This window comes from Staphylococcus sp. HMSC063F05, from assembly GCF_001837075.1.
In the GTDB taxonomy this organism is placed as follows: domain Bacteria; phylum Bacillota; class Bacilli; order Staphylococcales; family Staphylococcaceae; genus Staphylococcus; species Staphylococcus epidermidis.
Genome location: NZ_KV831341.1, coordinates 1 through 19,813 on the forward strand (window position 1 = coordinate 1; position 19,813 = coordinate 19,813).

The window sequence follows — 19,813 nt, forward strand, 5'->3', positions numbered from 1 at the left end:
CATAGATTTCTTCATAGCTAATCTTAGTATGTTTAACTTATAGGTAAGTCAATCACTAAATTAAAATTGCGCTTAAATCGGTCTTTTTGTACTCTATTCCAACATCCTAAATTCGATTGATTCATAAGATTATTTTTCAGACATTACAAGTTTAGGGTTTGTTGTAAAGAAACAACGTATTTAACATGAATTCTGATACACTCACTATTTCATATCACTCAAATATAAATGTTGTTAATTTAAAAATTGTGTTAAGAATTATACCGTTTCCGTCCAAATATCAGCACCAAGTGCTTTAAGATGTTCAACGATGTTAGTATATCCTCTATAAATATGTTTTACATTAAATATTGTCGTCACACCTTCAGCTATTAAACCTGCAGTAATTAAGCAAGCGCCTGCGCGTAAATCACTTGCATATACTTCAGCTCCATTAAGTGTCGAAGGTTTAATCACAGCTGTTCCCTCATCCGATTTAATATTAGCACCCATACGCTGTAATTCTTCTACATGTTTAAAACGCGCTGGATAAATAGTATCAGTCACAAACGAAGGTCCTTCTGTCATGAATAATAATGGTGTAATAGGTTGTTGTAAATCAGTTGCAAAACCTGGATAAACAAGCGTTTTTATATCTACATTTTTATACGGTGTTTGTTTACGAATGATTATTTTTTCATCTTCAATTTCAATATCTACACCTAACTCTTGCAACTTAACAGTTAAAGCTTCAACATGTTTAGGAACAATATTATGTAAAATGACCTCCTCACCCATTGCTGCGGCCATACACATATAAGAACCAGCTTCAATTCTGTCCGGAATAATTTGATACTCTGAACCTTTTAGTTCCTCAACACCATTGATTTTTATTGATGTTGTACCTGCTCCTCTAATATCAGCACCCATACTCATTAAAAAGTTTGCAACATCTACGACTTCAGGTTCTTTGGCTGCATTATCAATAACAGTTTGACCTTTGGCATGGACTGCCGCAAGCATAATATTAATCGTCGCTCCAACACTTACCATATCTAAAAATATATGAGCGCCTCTAAGTTCTTTTGCTACTAATTTCATGGATGTATTGCTAGATTCGTCAATTTCTGCTCCTAATGCTTTGAATCCCTTAATATGTTGATCAATAGGTCTTGGCCCGAGTGGACATCCACCTGGCAATCCAATTACACATTTTTTAAAACGACCAAGCATTGCGCCCATCATATAATAAGAAGCACGTAAAGACTCAACTTTATTATTAGGTAGAGGTGCATTCTCTATTTGTGTAGTATCCACTTCTAATTGTTTACCATTTAATCTTGCTTCAATATTTAAATCTTCTAACAAACTTACTAGAGTTTCGACATCAGAGATTTGAGGAAGGCCTTCCAACTTTACTTGTCCTTGAGCTAATAAAGTTGCGGGGATAATAGCAACTGCACTATTTTTTGCTCCACTAATTTCTACTTCTCCTTTTAGTGCTTGTCCACCTCTAATTTTTATTACCTCTTGAGCCATATCACTTTTCTCCTTTGTTTCCTTCTTTTTAAAATATCACATTATTAGCATTATAAGATAATTTTACTTTATTTGTAAAATACTTATTTTTACAATAAATAAATACAATTTATTTATAGCATCATTTTGTTTTTTATAAAGATTGCTAATTACGACTAAGAATACGTCAATGAACTAATACCACTTATCTTTTCAATTAATCATTTATTTTGTTAATTATTCGTTTGTAAGCTATTTTATTATATAAAACCTTCCCGAAATTGAATATTGTAACCATAAAATGTAAATTTCTGTCATTATTATAGCATAAAAAGAGGCCACTGAACTTATGTTCAATGACCAATAGCAAAGATATTTAAATTATTTAGCGCGATTAGAAGTACCGAATTCTCTAATTTTACCTTTAACTGTCTCTTTAATTGCTTCACGTGCTGGTCCTAAATATTTACGTGGATCATACACATCTTTGTCGTTGTTTAATACTTCACGAACTGCTTTAGCAGACGCAATTTGATTTTCAGTATTCACGTTAATTTTAGCAGTACCATAAGGAATAGCTTTTTGAATATCTTTAGTTGGAATACCTGTACCACCGTGTAATACTAAAGGTAATCCAGTTGAAGCACCAATTTCTTCCATCTCTTTAAATCCTAATTTAGGTTCACCTTTATATGGTCCATGTACAGAACCTAATGCTGGAGCTAAAGTATCAATTCCAGTTTTTTCTACTAATTCTTGACATTCTTTAGGGTCTGCATAGATAACGCCATCAGCAACTACGTCGTCTTCTTGTCCACCAACTGTACCTAATTCAGCTTCTACAGAAACGCCTCTATCATGAGCATACTCAACTACTTTAGAAGTGATTTCAACATTTTCTTCAAAAGGACTATGAGATGCATCAATCATTACAGATGTGAATCCAGCATCAATTGCTTCTTTACATTTTTCAAAGCTTGAACCGTGGTCTAAATGAATTGCTACTGGGATTGTGATGTTTAAGTCATGCATTAAACCTTCTACCATTTTCACAACTGTATAAAAACCACTCATATAACGAGCTGCCCCTTCAGAAACACCTAAAATAACTGGCGCATTCTCTTCTTGAGACGCTTCTAAAATAGCTTGTGTAAATTCGAGGTTATTAAGATTGTATTGACCAACCGCATAACCGTTTTCTTTCGCATCGATTAACATTTCTTTCATTGAAACTAAAGGCATTAAAGTTCCTCCTTGAGTGCAACAGTGCACGTTTTTTTCAACGTCATTATATCAAAAATATATACTGATTGCATTCGAATATTTTATTTAATATTGATATTTTTTATAATTAGTTGTTTTTACGTTTTTGGAAGCGAATACATTTCGAAAAATGTTCACATATTGCATATCTATCTAGGATTATTTACAATATTTCAGTAAAGAGATTGGAGGTTTACAATGTCAAAAATCTTAAACACACAATTAACTGGTATTTTTAATCGGCTTGAAAAACAAGAGTTGGATATTCAAATGGCAGCTCAATGTCTCATTCAAGCAATTGGTGGAGAAGGACATGTCTATATCAAAGGCTACGATGATTTAAAATTCTATGAGTCATTCATATTACAAAGCCATGAAAAATTAGCGTCTAGCTTACCACTTGAAGATTTACAAAATTTTAACGATATAGATACAACAGATAGGGTACTGTTATTTTCACCATACTACACTTCGGAAGTTGAAAGTGATGTACTTCAACTTATTGATTTAGATGTCGATTTAGTGCTTATTTGTAATAACCCTAAACGAGATGATTTTCCTAATCATTTAATTCATTATGTTAATTTATCAACACCTAGGCCCATTGTTTACACAGAAGATTATGATAAAATCATTCAACCACATCCGATGGCCTTAAATTATATTTATTATGATATTTATACTCAAATGATTGAGATGACTAGAGACCTAGATTTATAGAATATGTGTGAAGTCGTTCAATTATTTTCTATAAAATAATTTCATCCGTGTGATTAACTGATGAAGCAACAACGTATAATAATTATAACCAAAACATCTAATCTATAATGATAAATAAAGTACACTGTTAAAGTTTTAACAGGCAATTAAAAATGGTCATTTCCTTCTTGCTTTTAAGGAAATGACCATTTTTATTTATTTTTATATTGTTTGCGTATCAAAACAATTATTTTTGTTGGTAATTCAACGCCGCTTCTACAAATGATTTAAATATAGGCTGTGGACGATTAGGTCTTGATAAGAATTCAGGATGGAATTGACATGCAATAAAGAAATCATTTTTAGGTATTTCAATAATTTCTACTAAACGACCATCTGGACTTGTACCTGAAAATACCATACCGTTACTTTCTAATTGTTCCCTAAACTCGTTATTGAATTCATATCTATGACGATGACGTTCTTCAATATCGTTTTTATTATAAATTTTCTCTGCCAATGTACCTTCTTTAATGTGGCAAGGATAAAGACCAAGTCTTAAGGTTCCACCTAAATCTTCAATATCTTTTTGTTCTGGTAATAAATCTATAATTGGATATGGTGTACTTGGATCTAATTCTGCTGAATGCGCACCTTCATAGCCTAAAACATGACGCGCAAATTCAACAGTTGCCAATTGCATTCCTAGACAAATGCCAAAGAATGGTATGTTATTCTCACGGGCATAACGAATAGCTGCAATTTTACCTTCACTTGCTCTGAATCCAAATCCACCAGGAACTAAAATACCATCAACGTCGGATAAATAAGCCTCAACATTATCATCATTGACCTCACTTGAATCAATCCATTTTACCACAACGTCTTTTTTAAATGGATAACCAGCATGCTTAAGTGATTCAACAACTGATAGATAAGCATCTTGTAAGCTCACATATTTACCAACTAAACCGATTGTAATTTTACCATCTAAATTATTAACGGTATTTAATAGATGTTTCCACTCATCCAATTGCGTTTCATACTTGGCATTTAATTGTAAACGTTGAATAACAATGTCGTCCATATTTTGCTTACTAAGTTGTAACGGAATTTCATAAAGAGAATCTGCATCTCTACATTCTATAACACTTTCCTTTTTGATATCACAAAATAGGGCGATTTTGTCTTTCAAATCTTGTGTCATTTCGTATTCTGTACGTACTACTATTAAATCAGGTTGAATACCTAGACCTCGTAATTCTTTAACACTGTGCTGTGTAGGTTTTGTTTTCATTTCCCCAGCAGCTTTAATATATGGTAGCAAAGTACAATGTACATACATTACATTTTCACGACCTAAGTCGCTTCTAATTTGACGAATGGCTTCCAAGAAAGGTAAAGACTCTATATCACCTGTTGTTCCACCAATTTCAGTAATTACAACATCCGCATTAGTACTCTCACCAGCTAATAGCAATCTTTCTTTAATTTCGTTTGTAATATGGGGAATAACTTGTACAGTACCACCCAAGTAATCACCACGGCGTTCTTTTTTCAACACATGTGAATATACTTTTCCGGCAGTAACATTTGAATATTTATTTAAATTAATATCTATAAAACGTTCATAATGTCCTAAGTCTAAATCAGTCTCAGCACCATCGTCTGTAACGAACACTTCACCATGTTGATACGGACTCATTGTGCCTGGGTCTACATTTAAATATGGATCGAATTTTTGTATTGTAACTTTAAGTCCTCTATCTTTAAGTAATCTTCCTAGAGAAGCGGCTGTTATTCCTTTTCCTAATGATGACACAACCCCGCCTGTTACAAAAATAAACTTTGTCATTGTCTGACCTCCTGTAAAATTTAGTAAACTATTTAATGATTGATAAAATCTATTAAAAACTGTGAGTAACCTATGTATTTAACAATAATAATGAAATAAATTTGGTATATTACTCAACAATTTGATTCACTTTTACATTTCATTATGAATATTAAAAATAAAAAAATCGCTCCCTCTCACAGCAATTGTAAGGGGAGCGTATCTATTTAATACACGTGTCCTAATTAAAGGAGCCCAAATAAAATACTACCACCTTTTAAATAAAAATAAAAGTCCCACTTTAATGTTTCTGTTATAAAGCGAGACATATTTTTAAATTAAAATATAGTTACTTGATTAATCATTAAAGTCTTCGGCGTCTTCAAAGGCTTCTTCTTCACCTTCAGCAATATCTTCGTCTTCGTCTTCATCAATAACGATATCTGCTTCATTCATTTCAACATCATCTTCATCATTATCTGACTCGTCTAATGTTTCTTGATCATCTGTTTGAGCAGGAATATCGTCATCTTCATCAGCGTCGTCATCACCTAATAATTTAAGGTTTTGATCTTCTTCATCTTCGTCATCTAGAATATCGAATTTTTGAATTGTTGGTGCGATTTTTTCCTCAATATCATCTACAGAGTACCAATCACGTAGACCCCAAAGATTTTCTCCTACATTTAAAAAACGACCATCAGTGTTTAAATCGGTATAGAATTGTACGATTCGATTTTCAATATCTTCATACTCATATCCGCCTAAAGATTTAAATTCATCAATAATATCATATAAATTCATCGTTGTTTGTTTATCATTTAATAAAGTATAGGCCATATCGATGAATGATTTCTCATCAACCATTTCTTTTGTGTAATCTTGAATTTTCATATAAAAATACTTCCTTTCAAAGGATTTTCTTTAAATTAACGTCAAATAATCATTTGTTAATAGTAACAAAAATAAATTATAAATGACAAGTTGTGATTTAGCAATCACTGTTAATAATTAATATATTTTTCAAAACGTGTATAATCCTCAGTTTCCTCTATTGCTACAAAATTACTATTCAAGCACAATGGTTTTAATTCATTACGTTCGCCATATAAAGTAATTGATAAAATTTCAATGTCTTCAAACTGTTTACGTATATACGTTGGTAATTGGCGTAAAGCACTTTCTGCAATTCCCTCATTCCTATTTTGCTTATTAACTTCGATTGCAGAAATATTCATTTTATTATCATTTTGTTCTAGTGCAATAAAGCCTACCTTTACATCATCTTTAAGCAAATTAATCACGTGAATATCATCATTATATGCGGCTTCCCCCTCTTTTAGCCTTAAAGAAGATACATGTTTTGAATCTAAATCTAAATAATAAAGTCTTTCTTTCCCAATAGGTCCTTCTTCTTTTGTAGCTGTATGCATAAAACCTGCACGTTCATAAACGTTCCAAGCACTTTGGTTTTCAGCGTCTACTACTAAGTATAAATGTGTAAAATCAGGAAATAATGCTTGAACATACTCTGGTAAAAACATCATCATTTTTGTCCCATATCCATGGCCTTGAAACTTTTCATTAACTGACAATGAACGTACATAAACAACATTGTTTGGTGTATCATAACCTTCATGTTGATAATAACGATGCAATACGAAGAACCCCACTACTTTTCCTTCTTTATTTAAAGCTACATTAGCAATTCGATTTTCATCTTTTAATGCATCATCTAAAACAGTTTGAGGCAATGAAGAATATATTTGTTGTCGTTCACTTAATTCAAATTGGTTAAGTGCATCTCTATATTTTTCTTCAAATACTTGAACTGTAATATCATCAAAATCTTTTTTTATAAACATTGCTTTACCCCTATCTATTAATTACCACTTATATTATATATGAATTGAATAATTATGACTATCGGACTAGTTATGTATAACATTTTCCCTTGCTCAACATCATTTTACCCTAATTCAACTCATTACAACCTCATTTTATCAATATCTATGTCATCACTATAATGACTACCCTATGTTTATTATTAACTGTATTATTAACATAAGTGTACCTTAATAAGAGCTTTCTATAAATATTCACTTGTTTTTCAGTTATTTTACTATACTATAATGAGTGACAATAATTGTTATGGAGTGATAGACATATGAAGATTGGAATTGATGCCGGAGGGACTTTAATTAAAATTGTACAAGAGCATGACAATCGTAGATATTACAGAACTGAATTAACAACTAATATCCAAAAAGTCATAGATTGGCTTAACAATGAAGAAATCGAAACATTAAAGCTTACAGGTGGAAATGCTGGAGTAATAGCAGATCAAATTCATCATTCCCCTGAAATATTTGTAGAGTTCGATGCATCATCAAAAGGTTTAGAAATTTTATTGGATGAACAAGGTCATCAAATTGAACATTACATTTTTGCTAATGTAGGTACAGGTACTTCTTTCCACTATTTTGATGGAAAAGACCAGCAACGTGTTGGAGGTGTAGGTACCGGAGGCGGGATGATACAAGGTTTAGGCTATTTATTGTCCAATATAACAGATTATAAAGAATTAACGAATTTAGCTCAAAATGGAGATCGTGATGCCATTGATTTAAAAGTAAAACATATTTATAAAGATACTGAACCACCAATTCCTGGAGATTTAACAGCAGCAAATTTTGGAAATGTATTACATCACTTAGATAATCAGTTTACATCAGCTAACAAACTTGCCTCTGCAATTGGCGTCGTTGGTGAAGTTATAACAACTATGGCTATTACTTTAGCACGTGAATATAAGACTAATCACGTTGTATATATCGGTTCATCATTTAATAACAATCAATTACTACGTGAAGTTGTTGAAAATTACACTGTTCTAAGAGGATTTAAACCGTACTATATTGAGAATGGTGCTTTTTCAGGCGCTTTAGGAGCACTTTACCTCTAATAGGAAAATGACTGGAAGCAAATTGGTATGGATTGTTACTTCCCTTACCATCTAACTTACTTTATACGTTGAATTTTCTCAGTTTTTAGCTTCAAACATCTTTTTAATATCAAATTTATAATGTTCGTTTATAAAAAAAGCACCCCAAAAGTTAAATTAAAATCTAACTTATGGGGTGTAAATACTATAAACATGTCGCAGACTTTTTCTAATATAATCAATTAAAATGTTGCTTCATTTGACAGTTTTTGCGCTGATACAACAGTACCAACAACACCTGATTTCAAATCAATCGCCACTGCTTTATTATCATCGCGTAACTTGTCTAACCATTCACTAAAGACTTCACCTTCAATTTCGATTAAATCACATTCTTCAAAATCTTGATCACGTACTTTACGCGCTCTACTCTTAATACTCCAAACAGGCATGATGTGTGGTTTGTTATGGTCATCATCTGAAATCATAATAAAATTCTTTTCACCTTTGTTTGTCAATCCGTATACTTCGTCATATTTTGCGACATCTTTAATAAACTCTCTCATTCTTATATCATCTAATTCAGACATCAACTCATCAGTCATTTTAACTATATCTACAATGTTTCCTTCTTCACCATTATTCACATTAACTAAAACTTTGTCACCTGGATCAAAGATTTCATCCATTTCATATGTTACAAAACGGTCAATATCTGCTCTAATGATTTTGTCGTAATCAATTGAATGATGTAACAAATAAGACTCAGCAACATTTTCGTCTGTCCACATAGCAATATATGGCAAATTCTCATGTTGTATTCTAATTAATTTTTTATTTTTTGAAGCAAAATAAATATATTCATTAATCAAAATATCTTTAAAAAATGCTTCATATTTGTATGACATACTTAACCCTCAATTCATAAGTTATTCATAGTGTTTCTTACTTTAAATCTTAAAATACTAACGATTGATAGTCAATAATGTTAAAATTCAAATCTTATTTGTAAACTGGGACATGATTGATTATTCTAACTTTTTTATCAAACACTACTTAATATTCTTAAAGAATCATACACTTATAATCCAGCTTCCAATATAAATTGTTGTTCATATTGATTAATTAATTCTTTATTTTCCCCATGCCAAATGCAGCCAAATCTAGAATTAACTTGATTCTTTCCATACCAATCTCCATCGTAATAGGAAAGTGGATAAAGTACACCTAATTCTACGTATTTTAAAATAGCATTATAGAATTTTGTATTATCTCCATTAGAAAAGTAACTGTAAAATTTATGATATCCATGAGTTAAATCTTTTGCTAAAAGTAGCATACTCGTTGATCCGTTTTGCCTAAAGTTTAAATCAATCGCATAAACATCATTATTATCATCTACTAGTAAGTCAAAACCTGCTACACCAAAAAAACCTTTGCTTACGCCTATTTCCATAATCTCTCTACCAGCGTCTATTACATTCTGAGGCACATCATTAACATTTTCATTTCCGTTGTAAAATCCATAGTCATTAGTTAACTGTTGCGCTGTTCCTAAGTATTTGATACCAATATCATCTGAATAAGCAAATTGTACACAATAGTTATTCACTGCATTAATTTTTTGCTCAATGATTAAATGTTCAGTCTCTGCTGATGCATTGTTGATGCGTGTGATAGCTTTATCTAAATCTGTATCATTATAACAAATCATAACACCATATCCTCCTGCTGTAGGTAAATCATCGCCTGGTTTTATGACAAATGGATACGACCATGCTTGAATACGAGATTCAAAATCTTTAATTGAGACAATTTCTCTTTGTGGTAGATATTTGTTATTAGTCCATTCTGGAATTCGTGCTTTATTATTAAGAGCAACAAAAACATCTTTATCAAGTGCATAATATTCTTTAGGTAAAATATCTTCATTATGAATATATTGAAAGTAGATTTTTTTACCTTGATGAAGAGCTAAATTCCTTATCAAGCTTTCATATGTTTCTTGATCTTTAAATTTATAAGTATGTGGTGGAATTTCCCTACCCACTATATTAAAAAGTTGTTCTAATTTGTTTGTAACACTTGCCTCATGAACAATGACAGGAAAACGATTAGCTATAAGTAATTCTCTTCCAGTTAAGAAATTTGATTGGTGTTCATCTGGTTTCAACCATGGGTTCGACACATATGAAGGTCGAGATGTGTAAACAATGTCATCATTATACAAATCACTAAGTGTGAGAAACGGACCATTTACTTTATTATTCATTACTTAACATGCCCCTTTATATGCGTATGCTCTTCAATTATTTCGTCTAACAACGGTTTATTTTCGATTAATTCTAGTCCCATTAATGCTAAAATTTTTGCACCTCGAATGAGTGCCTGATCACCTTGTAAACTTGCAGCCGCTTCTCTAAAGCGGTGGGTATGTCCTACAAGATTTCGAGAACCAATTTTAATATGTGGATGTATAGTTGGTACAACATGACTTACATTACCTGTATCTGTAGATCCATAACCAAAATCATCATCAATCACTTCTTCTCCTAATTCAGTTGCATATTTTTCAAATAAATCATCAAGTTTAGGCGCTTTGATAAATTCGTTTACACCATTCTGGATAGGACCAAATTCAAAATCACACCCAGTTTGAATCGCAGCACCTCTTGCAATTTGGTTTACTTTTTCAGTTAAAACATCAAGTTCTTTCCGTGAAGTAGCTCGAGTATAAAATCTCGCATGTGTAAAATCAGGTATAATATTAGCCGCTTTACCACCGTCTAAAATAACCCCGTGAACTCGTTGTCCTTTTTTAATGTGTTGCCTTAACTGTGCTATACCATTAAAATATGAAATCATTGCATCTAAAGCGTTTAATGCTTCATCTGCATTTTCAGATGCATGCGCACTACGTCCATAGAATTTAATATCTAGAACATCCACAGCTAAAGTATTAATTGTACGATAGGTTTCATTTCCAGGATGAATCATCAATGCTACATCAATTTCATCAATGACACCTGCTTTAACATAAGAAGCTTTTGCGGAGCCATTTTCCCCACCTTCTTCAGCAGGACATCCCAAAACGACTACTTTACCACCAATTTCATCGACGACTTCTTTTAGTGCTACTGCAGCAAGTACGCTAGCAGTACCAATAATATTATGCCCGCATGCGTGACCAAGACCAGGTAAAGCATCATATTCAGCTAGAAATCCTATAACCGGTCCAGTCATATCAGAATCATACGTTGCTATAAATCCTGTTGCATGTCCTGCAATATCCGTTTCGATTTCGAATCGATTTGCTCTTAATTGGTCAATTAATGTTCTCGATGCAAAAATTTCTTCATTGCCTAATTCAGGGCGTTCATGAATACGATGACTTATTTCTACATAATCATATTTATTATTTTCTATAAAATCTAATATCTTTTGTTTATTATGCATTGTATCTAACTCCCTTTGAAACTTTGCGTATCAATCATTCTTTTTTAATTATTACTTATTTTATCGGATTTAATACTGGTTGTCATTAATTTTTACACAATTTTCTTACAATTTAAAAGACAACAGTCTATTAGTTTAGAAAAATTGTAAATGTATTAGAGTATTGTTACAATCTATTTATTGAATTAAACAAAAAATTGCTGTAGAGCAATAAGGAGGATAAATGCATGACTAAAATGAATGTAGAAAGCTTTAATTTAGACCATACTAAGGTTGTTGCACCTTTTATTCGTCTAGCCGGGACTATGGAAGGTCTTAATGGTGATGTCATACACAAATATGACATTCGTTTCAAACAGCCCAATAAGGAACATATGGATATGCCTGGTCTACATTCCTTAGAGCATTTAATGGCAGAAAACATTAGAAATCATACTGATAAAGTAGTAGATTTAAGTCCTATGGGTTGTCAAACTGGATTCTATGTTTCATTTATTAATCATGACGACTACGATGACGTATTAAATATTATCGATCAAACATTGCATGATGTGTTAAATGCTAGCGAAGTCCCAGCTTGTAATGAGGTTCAATGTGGTTGGGCTGCAAGTCATTCTTTAGAAGGTGCTAAAACAATTGCTCAAGCATTTTTAGATAAAAGAGAGCAATGGAATGACATCTACGGAGAAGGTAAATAATTAACAATACAACTAAGCATAAAAGCTTAATTAATATCATTATGGAGAAATGTCGAATGAATCTTCCCTTCGATGTTTCTCTTTTTTATAAAAAAGCCTTCTAAAATACTAACTAGTTAGCATTTTAGAAGGTCTTATTTTCTGTAAAAATTATAATTTTTTAATGGCTTTAATAAGCACAAATTGCAATGGTAATCTCGAATAAAGTGCCCATTTAGGTAGTTCTTTGTCACCTAATGGCAATCCTTTACGAGCCATATAAATATTTGCTGGGAACACTGCTAACAAGAATAAATTAATACCCTTTTTCAACCATGATGCTGGTCTTTTAATAAGCAACATGATACCAAAAAAGATTTCTATAACACCTGTTACCAATACAGCAGTTTTTTGTAAAGGTAAATAATCTGGAACAATATTTCTAAATTGTCTCTCTCTAGTAAAATGTAAAACACCAGCTGTTCCAAATGCTAGTCCTAATAAGAATCTTAAAACTTTCATTGATGCTCAACCCCCATTTCTTTTAAATAACTTTTTCCATATTTAGGTAATTCTACGTTGAAGTTATCTGCTATTGTAACACCGATAGAGCTAAATGTCGTGTCTTGTGAAAGTTCATGATAATCTTTAATTTTCGGACTAAACATTAAAAGTGGAATGTATTCACGTGTATGATCTGTACCTTTAGCAATTGGATCATTACCATGATCAGCTGTAATAATAACTAAATCATCTTCTCTTAAATGATTCATTAATTCAGGTAAACGAAGATCAAAATCTTTAATTGCTTGAGCATACCCTTCTTTATCACGACGATGGCCATACAATGCATCAAAATCAACTAAATTAAGGAAACTGATACCTTCAAAATCTTTTTTTACAACTTCAATCAATTGATCCATACCGTCCATATTATTTTTAGTACGTATAGCTTCTGTCACGCCTTCACCGTCATAAATATCGTTAATTTTACCAATCGCGATTACATCATAACCACTATCTTTAAGGCTATTCATCACTGTTCGTCCAAATGGTTTTAACGCGTAATCATGTCGATTAGAAGTTCTAGTGAAGTTACCAGGTTCACCAACATATGGTCGAGCAATGATTCTCCCTATTAAATATTTAGGATCTTTTGTTAGTTCACGAACTTTTTCACAAATCTCGTAAAGTTCTTCAAGTGGAATCACGTCTTCATGTGCAGCAATTTGTAAGACTGGATCAGCACTAGTATAAACTATTAAATCTCCAGTTTTCATTTGATGTTCGCCCCACTCGTCAATAATCTGAGTTCCTGAAGCAGGTCTATTTGCTACAACCTTGCGTCCAGTCATTGATTCAATCTCTTTAACAAGCTCTGCTGGGAAACCATTTGGATAAACCTTAAATGGTTGCATAATATTTAACCCCATAATTTCCCAATGTCCTGTCATTGTATCCTTGCCTACTGAAGCTTCACTTAGTTTGGTATAAAATGCACCCGGATGCGTTACTTTTGAAACAACAGGAAGCGGTGCAATATTTCCTAATCCAAGTTGTTCTAGATGTGGTAACTTTTGCTTAAATCCTTCTAAAGTATGCTTTAAAGTGTGTGATCCTTCGTCATTGAATGCCGCTGCATCAGGACCTTCGCCTATACCTACTGAGTCCATAACTATTAGATGAATTCTTTTGAACGGTGTAGTCATCATTTACATCTCCTACTCGGTTATTATTTTATGAATTAAGGTTGGAGCTTCGCCCTTACTCTCAATAGTAATACTATTGTCTAGTTTATATAAAATATCATCGATCTCTTTGGTGTTGGTATGAATAGTTAAAATATTTTCACCTTTCTCAACATGTTCTCCTACTTTTTTATTTAACACGATACCTACACCTAAATCAATAACGTCTTCTTTTGTTTGACGACCAGCGCCTAACATCATTGAAGCAACGCCTATCTCATTAGCTATTATTTCAGTTATATAACCATCTTTTTTAGCTTTAAATTCAACTTGATATTTCGCGCTAAGTAACTTTTCAGGAGAATCCACAATAGAGTCATCTCCTCCTTGATTCGATAGAAATGTTTTGAATTTGTTTAAAGCTTTGCCTGTTTTTATAGCATCGATTAGCATCTGACGCGCTTCATCTAAAGATGTTGCTTGTTCAGCTAAGACAACCATTTGAGAACCAAGTGTTAACACAAGCTCTGTTAGGTCTTTCGGCCCATTTCCTTTTAATGTTGAGATAGCTTCTTTTAATTCGAGCGCATTACCAATTGCATTTCCTAAAGGTTGACTCATATCTGAAATAATAGCCATCGTATTACGACCTACATTATTACCAATTCTTACCATCGCATGCGCAAGCGCTTCGGCATCATCTAGCGTCTTCATAAACGCACCACTGCCAGTTTTGACATCTAGAACAATTGCATCTGCGCCAGCAGCAATTTTCTTACTCATTATGGACGAAGCGATTAGAGGAATAGAATTAACTGTCCCTGTTACATCCCGTAGTGCATATAATTTTTTATCAGCTGGTGTGAGATTGCCTGATTGGCCTATTACTGCTACTTGGTTATCATTTACAAGTTTTATAAAATCTTTTTCACTGATTTCAACATTAAATCCCTTAACTGATTCTAATTTATCTATCGTCCCCCCCGTATGTCCTAGACCACGACCACTCATCTTTGCAACTGGAACACCTACTGCCGCTACTAATGGGGCAAGAACGAGTGTCGTTGTATCACCGACGCCCCCTGTAGAATGCTTGTCTACCTTAATACCATTGATATCGCTTAAGTCGATCTTCTCTCCTGAGTTAACCATTGACATTGTCAATGCCGCTCTTTCTTCATCATTCATATCTTGAAAGAATATCGCCATAGCTAAACTTGAAGCTTGGTAATCTGGAACCTCCTCATGAGTGTATCCGTTTACAAAAAATTCTATTTCTTCTTTTGTTAATGACTTACCGTCTCGTTTCTTTTCTATGATGTCAATCATTCTCATTATTCATCATTCCTTTAGACATAAATTTAGTATTAGTAATCAGTATTTGATTCAAGTCCTTGAATAATTTGCACACCGGCACTAGCACCAATACGTGTAGCACCCGCTTCAATCATATTATTAAAATCTTCTAGATTTCTCACGCCGCCTGACGCTTTTACTTCTAAACGATCACCAACAGTATCTTTCATTAATTTTACATCTTCAACTGTTGCACCCCCACCAGCAAAACCTGTGGATGTTTTAACAAAATGTGCACCTGCCGCTTCAGATAATTGACATGCTTTAATCTTCTCTTTCTCAGTTAATAAAACAGTCTCAATAATTACCTTAACTGTTTTACCATTGGCTGCTTGAACGACGGCTTCGATATCATTTTGCACTTCATCAAAACGGCCATCCTTAAGTGCTCCAATATTTATCACCATATCAATCTCTTGGGCACCATTGTTAATCGCATCTTTTGTTTCATAAGATTTAACCGCTGTAGTTGTTGCACCTAGTGGAAATCCAATAACAGTACACACTAAAACGTCTGTTCCTTTAAGTTGTTCAGATGCATATTGTACATGTGTAGGGTTCACACATACAGACTTAAACTGATATGCTTTTGCTTCATTTATAATAGTATCTATTTGTTCCTTTGTTGAATCAGGTTTTAATAATGTATGGTCTATCAATTTTGCTTTATTCATCATTTTTCCTCCATGTTTTTTAGTTTATTACTATCTCCAAATAATAAATCTTCATATAACTTTAATATATCGTTAAAAAACAAAACATATTTACCTTCAATTATATAGTACAAAAATTCGCAAAAAAGATAAACAAATGTTATCTTAAAATGGTAATATAACGGTTATAATGATATTGCGAACTGACTATTAAGGAGAAGATATATTATGACAGAAAGTACACCTCACATTAACCCAAATGGAGTTAAAATAGCTAAAACTGTATTAATGCCAGGCGATCCATTACGTGCTCAATATATTGCTGAAAATTTTTTAGAAAATGTTGAACAATTCAATACAGTACGTAATATGTTTGGTTACACAGGAACTTATAAAGGCAAAGAAGTTTCTGTGATGGGCTCTGGGATGGGAATTCCAAGTATTGGTATTTATTCTTATGAACTTTACCATTTCTTTGATGTGGATACAATCATTCGCGTAGGTTCATGTGGCGCTCTTCAAGAAGATGTCAATTTATATGATGTGATTATTGCACAAGCCGCTTCCACAAACTCAAATTATGTTGATCAATTTAATATACCGGGTCACTTTGCGCCTATTGCTGATTTTAATCTAGTAGCTAAAGCTAAGAAAGCTGCTGATGAAATTGGTGCCATATCACATGTAGGTAACGTTTTGTCATCTGATACATTTTATAATGCTGATTCAACTTTTAATGATTCATGGAAAAAGATGGGTATCTTAGGTATCGAAATGGAATCTGCAGGTCTATATTTAAATGCCATCCATGCAAATAAAAAGGCTTTAGGTATTTTTACAGTAAGTGATCATATTCTAAGAGATGAAGCCACTAGTGCAGAAGAGAGACAAACATCATTTACTCAAATGATGGAAATAGCGCTCGAAATAGCTGAATAGAAAATATAAAAATAGAGTGGGATGACAAACACTAAATGCGTTTGTCGTCCCACTCTTTTCTAATAGCTACACTTAAAATATTTGAGATCGTCAATTTAAAATTAAAATGTAAGTTATTAAAAATTAATGACCTAAATAAGATTGTAACATCCAATTATGCTTATCAACTGAAGTTTGCATGCCGATAAACATATCTTCTGAAACGTCATCACTAGCACTTCCCGCCACTTCAATTGCTTGTTCTAATTGTTTAGAGATTTTAGAAAAATCTTTAGACAATTCTTCTACCATTTCTTCAGCTGAATAATGTTTTCCTGCTTCATTTACTATTGATTTATCTAAACACTCGGAAAGTGTTCCAATTGGATTACCACCTATTGCCAAAATTCTTTCTGCTAAATCATCAACATATTGACTAGCTTCATTGTATAATTCTTCGAATTTTGTGTGTAAAGAAAAGAAATTAGGACCTTTAACGTACCAATGGAAATTATGCAACTTTGTATAAGCTACCGTCCAGTTTGCGACTTGTTGATTTAATTCTTTGACTACATCTTGTTGTTGACTCATATCAAACACTCCTTCGAACCTCATTTTTACAATGGTTATTATATTATAATAATTCTAATTTGTAAAGTAAAATAACACTAAGAGACAAAATAAATAATACTTTAATTTCTCAAAACATCTGCCTAAATGATCTTAATTTTGAGCTTGTTCATCTTCTTTTATTATCAATTAAATTATATTTTATCAATTAGGTTAGTTTGATTTTTTCATTATCATCAAGAAAAAATGATTTTTCATAATCAGTTGGCTTGTGCCAATGTGTTTTCCACATTTTATCTCGATTATTTGCAAATAATCGATATCCTAAATCTCTTAGTGGTTTAGGAATTAATCTTAATCCTATTCCAAGAAATTTAGAGTGATTAGGTAGTGACGATATCAATGTTGCAACAGCCTGTGATTCAAATTCTAAATGATTTCCTTTTTGAAGAATAACACTATTCTTATTTTGAGCATCAGGATAATTTTCAAAAAATTGTTTACCTATTTGACCTTTAATTGTTGCAAACTCATATTTATGTGAAAGTCCGTTTTGAATTAACCAAATTGCATAGTTATAACAATAAACACAATTTCCATCATAATAAATTATTGGCATGTGTATACACTCCTTTTTCATTGCTTAATTATTTATATTCCCATTTAGGTATAATAAATAAACCTTATTAAGTTAACATCATTCTAACTTAACAAGGTTTAAATCACTAGGAAATATATAGTTATAACCTACTCTATAAAATGAATCAGTTATGTGTTCTTCATACGACTGATAACACGATTAGTCATGATTCACTTTGACGATACGCGTATATTTTAAAAACTGTGACGAATATTTTTGCTTAATTTTTTCTATAGAGTCATATGTAATACCAACAATATGCCAATTAGGATTAAAATGATAAAAAGAATCTTTATTTTTTGACCACTTAATCATGCTTCCATCTTTATTATATCTCGGTAATGTCACTTCATAGCCTTCAAGTACATTAATATATGTTTGGAAAATATCTACATCGATGCGATTGAAGTTATCAATGACTAAATAACTTTTATCTTTCTTAGGCATTAGATGTGTGATGAATCCTTCACGATAATATAGCGCTCCTGACTCATTAGGTAAATATTTACCATAAAGCATATCTTCAGTAAAATCTGGATGTCCGCTAGTAATCACAGGGTTTGCATTTGTTTTTTGGAGTAATTCTTCAGCTGCCTTTAAGCCTTCTCCTTTTTGTTCAACAACTAATAATACAAAAGGTTTTAAACTATCATCTTCAGCATTTTGAGTTGATAGTTCTGCTTTTTTTACTGTTTCAAAAGGATGTTTAATACCATTATTCATACTCATGTCCAAAATGGCATCGTATTGAGCTTGTGACATACTTGCTATTGACTGTTTCGCATTTTCTTGTAAAAAGTACAGATTCTTCAATTTAGGATGTTTATTTAAATGACCTAATGAAATGGGCTTGATATCTTTCTCATAAAAAATTTCAATAGCTGTACTATTCGTTCGACCTGGTATAGGTGGTTTCTCATGTATATGCTTTGATACTTCGCCAATACCGATAACCGATTGGTTTTGATATTTATTATATATAATAATGTTATCACCCACCTCTAGTTGAGTGTAAAAATGATAACCATTCCTTTTGATTCCATTAAATGTATGAGTAAATATAGTATAGTTTTTACCAGGTTCAAACGCTTCTGTTTCTGCTAATAAAAAATATCGAGGAATTTTCGATTTTCCTTTACCTAAACTAACTATTAACTCAAATTCTGACTCTCTGATTTGGTTGAAAAGTGTTTCCCTCATGTTACTCATACGAAAATCGAGTGTTTCACTTCTTTTAAGATAATCCGTTGTAAGTGGTTTTAGCGTTTCTTTAAATTTAAATTCTACTCTTATTTTATTTTGAGCACCGGATTGCACACTTATAATTTCACCTATACCTAAAAGTCCAGAATCTGTTTGTACTTGATAGAAAATCACTTGATCTCCAGCTTTAGCTTTTTTAAATGCTCTATATCCTTGTGTAGGATTAAAATGTGCGCCAGATTCAAATAACGCTGTCTGTCCCACTAATGGTTCATTATGATTCCATCTATTGTAACCACAATTAAGCCAAAAATAGTTAATTTCCTCAGTCATTATAATGCTCCTTATCTTAAAATTAATTTATGTTCTATTTTCATATCATTCACTTTAAACAACCATGGGTTTCATCAGTAAT

19 protein-coding genes are annotated in these 19,813 nt (G+C 32.3%); 4 read left to right on the forward strand and 15 right to left on the reverse strand.

Annotated elements, in window-relative coordinates:
* Window positions 1–258: 258 nt before the first annotated feature.
* Together HMPREF2576_RS06620 and fdaB are read right to left on the reverse strand one after the other, a co-directional pair.
* On the reverse strand, window positions 259–1,518 hold the full coding sequence (locus HMPREF2576_RS06620) for a UDP-N-acetylglucosamine 1-carboxyvinyltransferase (protein ID WP_001829922.1): 1,260 nt from the start codon (window positions 1,516–1,518) through the stop codon (window positions 259–261).
* 360 nt (window positions 1,519–1,878) lie between these two features.
* The gene (gene fdaB, locus HMPREF2576_RS06625) at window positions 1,879–2,739 is read right to left on the reverse strand and encodes a class IIb fructose-bisphosphate aldolase FdaB (protein ID WP_001829938.1); all 861 of its coding nucleotides are present in this window, start codon (window positions 2,737–2,739) and stop codon (window positions 1,879–1,881) included.
* A gap of 219 nt (window positions 2,740–2,958) precedes the next feature.
* On the opposite strand from fdaB, the gene HMPREF2576_RS06630 reads away from it, so the two are divergent.
* Window positions 2,959–3,480, forward strand: a complete 522-nt coding sequence (locus tag HMPREF2576_RS06630; RefSeq protein WP_001829945.1) for a DUF2529 domain-containing protein — start codon at window positions 2,959–2,961, stop codon at window positions 3,478–3,480.
* A gap of 226 nt (window positions 3,481–3,706) precedes the next feature.
* Here HMPREF2576_RS06630 and HMPREF2576_RS06635 read toward each other — a convergent pair whose 3' ends face one another.
* The 3 genes from HMPREF2576_RS06635 to HMPREF2576_RS06645 all read right to left on the reverse strand — a co-directional run bounded on the left by HMPREF2576_RS06635 (window position 3,707) and on the right by HMPREF2576_RS06645 (window position 7,158).
* A complete protein-coding gene (locus HMPREF2576_RS06635) occupies window positions 3,707–5,314 on the reverse strand; it encodes a CTP synthase (protein WP_001829895.1) in 1,608 nt (535 codons plus the stop codon).
* A gap of 336 nt (window positions 5,315–5,650) precedes the next feature.
* Entirely contained in the window at window positions 5,651–6,187 is a 537-nt protein-coding gene (rpoE, locus tag HMPREF2576_RS06640) for a DNA-directed RNA polymerase subunit delta (protein ID WP_002468298.1), read from the reverse strand.
* Window positions 6,188–6,297: 110 nt separating this feature from the next.
* Complete coding sequence (locus tag HMPREF2576_RS06645; protein ID WP_002468299.1) at window positions 6,298–7,158, reverse strand: GNAT family N-acetyltransferase; 861 nt, start codon at window positions 7,156–7,158, stop codon at window positions 6,298–6,300.
* 302 nt (window positions 7,159–7,460) lie between these two features.
* On the opposite strand from HMPREF2576_RS06645, the gene coaW reads away from it, so the two are divergent.
* Complete coding sequence (gene coaW / locus HMPREF2576_RS06650; RefSeq protein ID WP_002440556.1) at window positions 7,461–8,258, forward strand: type II pantothenate kinase; 798 nt, start codon at window positions 7,461–7,463, stop codon at window positions 8,256–8,258.
* A gap of 221 nt (window positions 8,259–8,479) precedes the next feature.
* On the opposite strand, the gene HMPREF2576_RS06655 is transcribed toward coaW, so the two are convergent.
* The 3 genes from HMPREF2576_RS06655 to HMPREF2576_RS06665 all read right to left on the reverse strand — a co-directional run bounded on the left by HMPREF2576_RS06655 (window position 8,480) and on the right by HMPREF2576_RS06665 (window position 11,693).
* Complete coding sequence (locus tag HMPREF2576_RS06655) at window positions 8,480–9,145, reverse strand: DUF2750 domain-containing protein (RefSeq protein ID WP_001829955.1); 666 nt, start codon at window positions 9,143–9,145, stop codon at window positions 8,480–8,482.
* Between the two features lie 173 nt (window positions 9,146–9,318).
* Window positions 9,319–10,509, reverse strand: a complete 1,191-nt coding sequence (locus HMPREF2576_RS06660) for an L-aspartate--L-methionine ligase LdmS (protein WP_002440553.1) — start codon at window positions 10,507–10,509, stop codon at window positions 9,319–9,321.
* On the reverse strand, window positions 10,509–11,693 hold the full coding sequence (locus HMPREF2576_RS06665) for a M20 family metallopeptidase (protein ID WP_002440552.1): 1,185 nt from the start codon (window positions 11,691–11,693) through the stop codon (window positions 10,509–10,511). Before HMPREF2576_RS06665 ends, HMPREF2576_RS06660 begins: the two co-directional genes overlap by 1 nt.
* 227 nt (window positions 11,694–11,920) lie before the next feature.
* On the opposite strand from HMPREF2576_RS06665, the gene HMPREF2576_RS06670 reads away from it, so the two are divergent.
* Complete coding sequence (locus HMPREF2576_RS06670) at window positions 11,921–12,391, forward strand: S-ribosylhomocysteine lyase (RefSeq protein WP_001829929.1); 471 nt, start codon at window positions 11,921–11,923, stop codon at window positions 12,389–12,391.
* Between the two features lie 150 nt (window positions 12,392–12,541).
* On the opposite strand, the gene HMPREF2576_RS06675 is transcribed toward HMPREF2576_RS06670, so the two are convergent.
* Genes HMPREF2576_RS06675 through deoC form a run of 4 tightly spaced genes read right to left on the reverse strand, consistent with a single transcriptional unit; the run spans window position 12,542 to window position 16,088 of the window.
* On the reverse strand, window positions 12,542–12,892 hold the full coding sequence (locus HMPREF2576_RS06675) for a DoxX family protein (RefSeq protein ID WP_001829969.1): 351 nt from the start codon (window positions 12,890–12,892) through the stop codon (window positions 12,542–12,544).
* Window positions 12,889–14,079 (reverse strand): phosphopentomutase, encoded by a 1,191-nt coding sequence (gene deoB, locus HMPREF2576_RS06680; protein WP_002494685.1) that lies wholly within the window; start codon window positions 14,077–14,079, stop codon window positions 12,889–12,891. Before deoB ends, HMPREF2576_RS06675 begins: the two co-directional genes overlap by 4 nt.
* Before the next feature lie 12 nt (window positions 14,080–14,091).
* Window positions 14,092–15,393 (reverse strand): pyrimidine-nucleoside phosphorylase, encoded by a 1,302-nt coding sequence (locus HMPREF2576_RS06685; RefSeq protein ID WP_070856264.1) that lies wholly within the window; start codon window positions 15,391–15,393, stop codon window positions 14,092–14,094.
* 32 nt (window positions 15,394–15,425) lie between these two features.
* A complete protein-coding gene (gene deoC / locus HMPREF2576_RS06690) occupies window positions 15,426–16,088 on the reverse strand; it encodes a deoxyribose-phosphate aldolase (protein ID WP_002458726.1) in 663 nt (220 codons plus the stop codon).
* 207 nt (window positions 16,089–16,295) lie between these two features.
* Between deoC and deoD the strand changes: the two genes are divergently transcribed.
* Window positions 16,296–17,006 carry a purine-nucleoside phosphorylase gene (gene deoD, locus HMPREF2576_RS06695; RefSeq protein ID WP_001829961.1) on the forward strand — a complete coding sequence of 237 codons (711 nt, stop codon included), beginning with the start codon at window positions 16,296–16,298 and terminating at the stop codon, window positions 17,004–17,006.
* A gap of 123 nt (window positions 17,007–17,129) precedes the next feature.
* Here deoD and HMPREF2576_RS06700 read toward each other — a convergent pair whose 3' ends face one another.
* The 3 genes from HMPREF2576_RS06700 to HMPREF2576_RS06710 form a co-directional block, all read right to left on the reverse strand.
* Window positions 17,130–17,576, reverse strand: a complete 447-nt coding sequence (locus tag HMPREF2576_RS06700; RefSeq protein WP_001829900.1) for a Dps family protein — start codon at window positions 17,574–17,576, stop codon at window positions 17,130–17,132.
* A gap of 187 nt (window positions 17,577–17,763) precedes the next feature.
* Window positions 17,764–18,174: a thiol-disulfide oxidoreductase DCC family protein gene (locus tag HMPREF2576_RS06705; protein WP_001829885.1), complete on the reverse strand. Its 411-nt coding sequence runs from the start codon at window positions 18,172–18,174 to the stop codon at window positions 17,764–17,766.
* Between the two features lie 180 nt (window positions 18,175–18,354).
* The gene (locus HMPREF2576_RS06710; RefSeq protein WP_002470683.1) at window positions 18,355–19,731 is read right to left on the reverse strand and encodes an EVE domain-containing protein; all 1,377 of its coding nucleotides are present in this window, start codon (window positions 19,729–19,731) and stop codon (window positions 18,355–18,357) included.
* Window positions 19,732–19,813 lie beyond the last annotated feature (82 nt).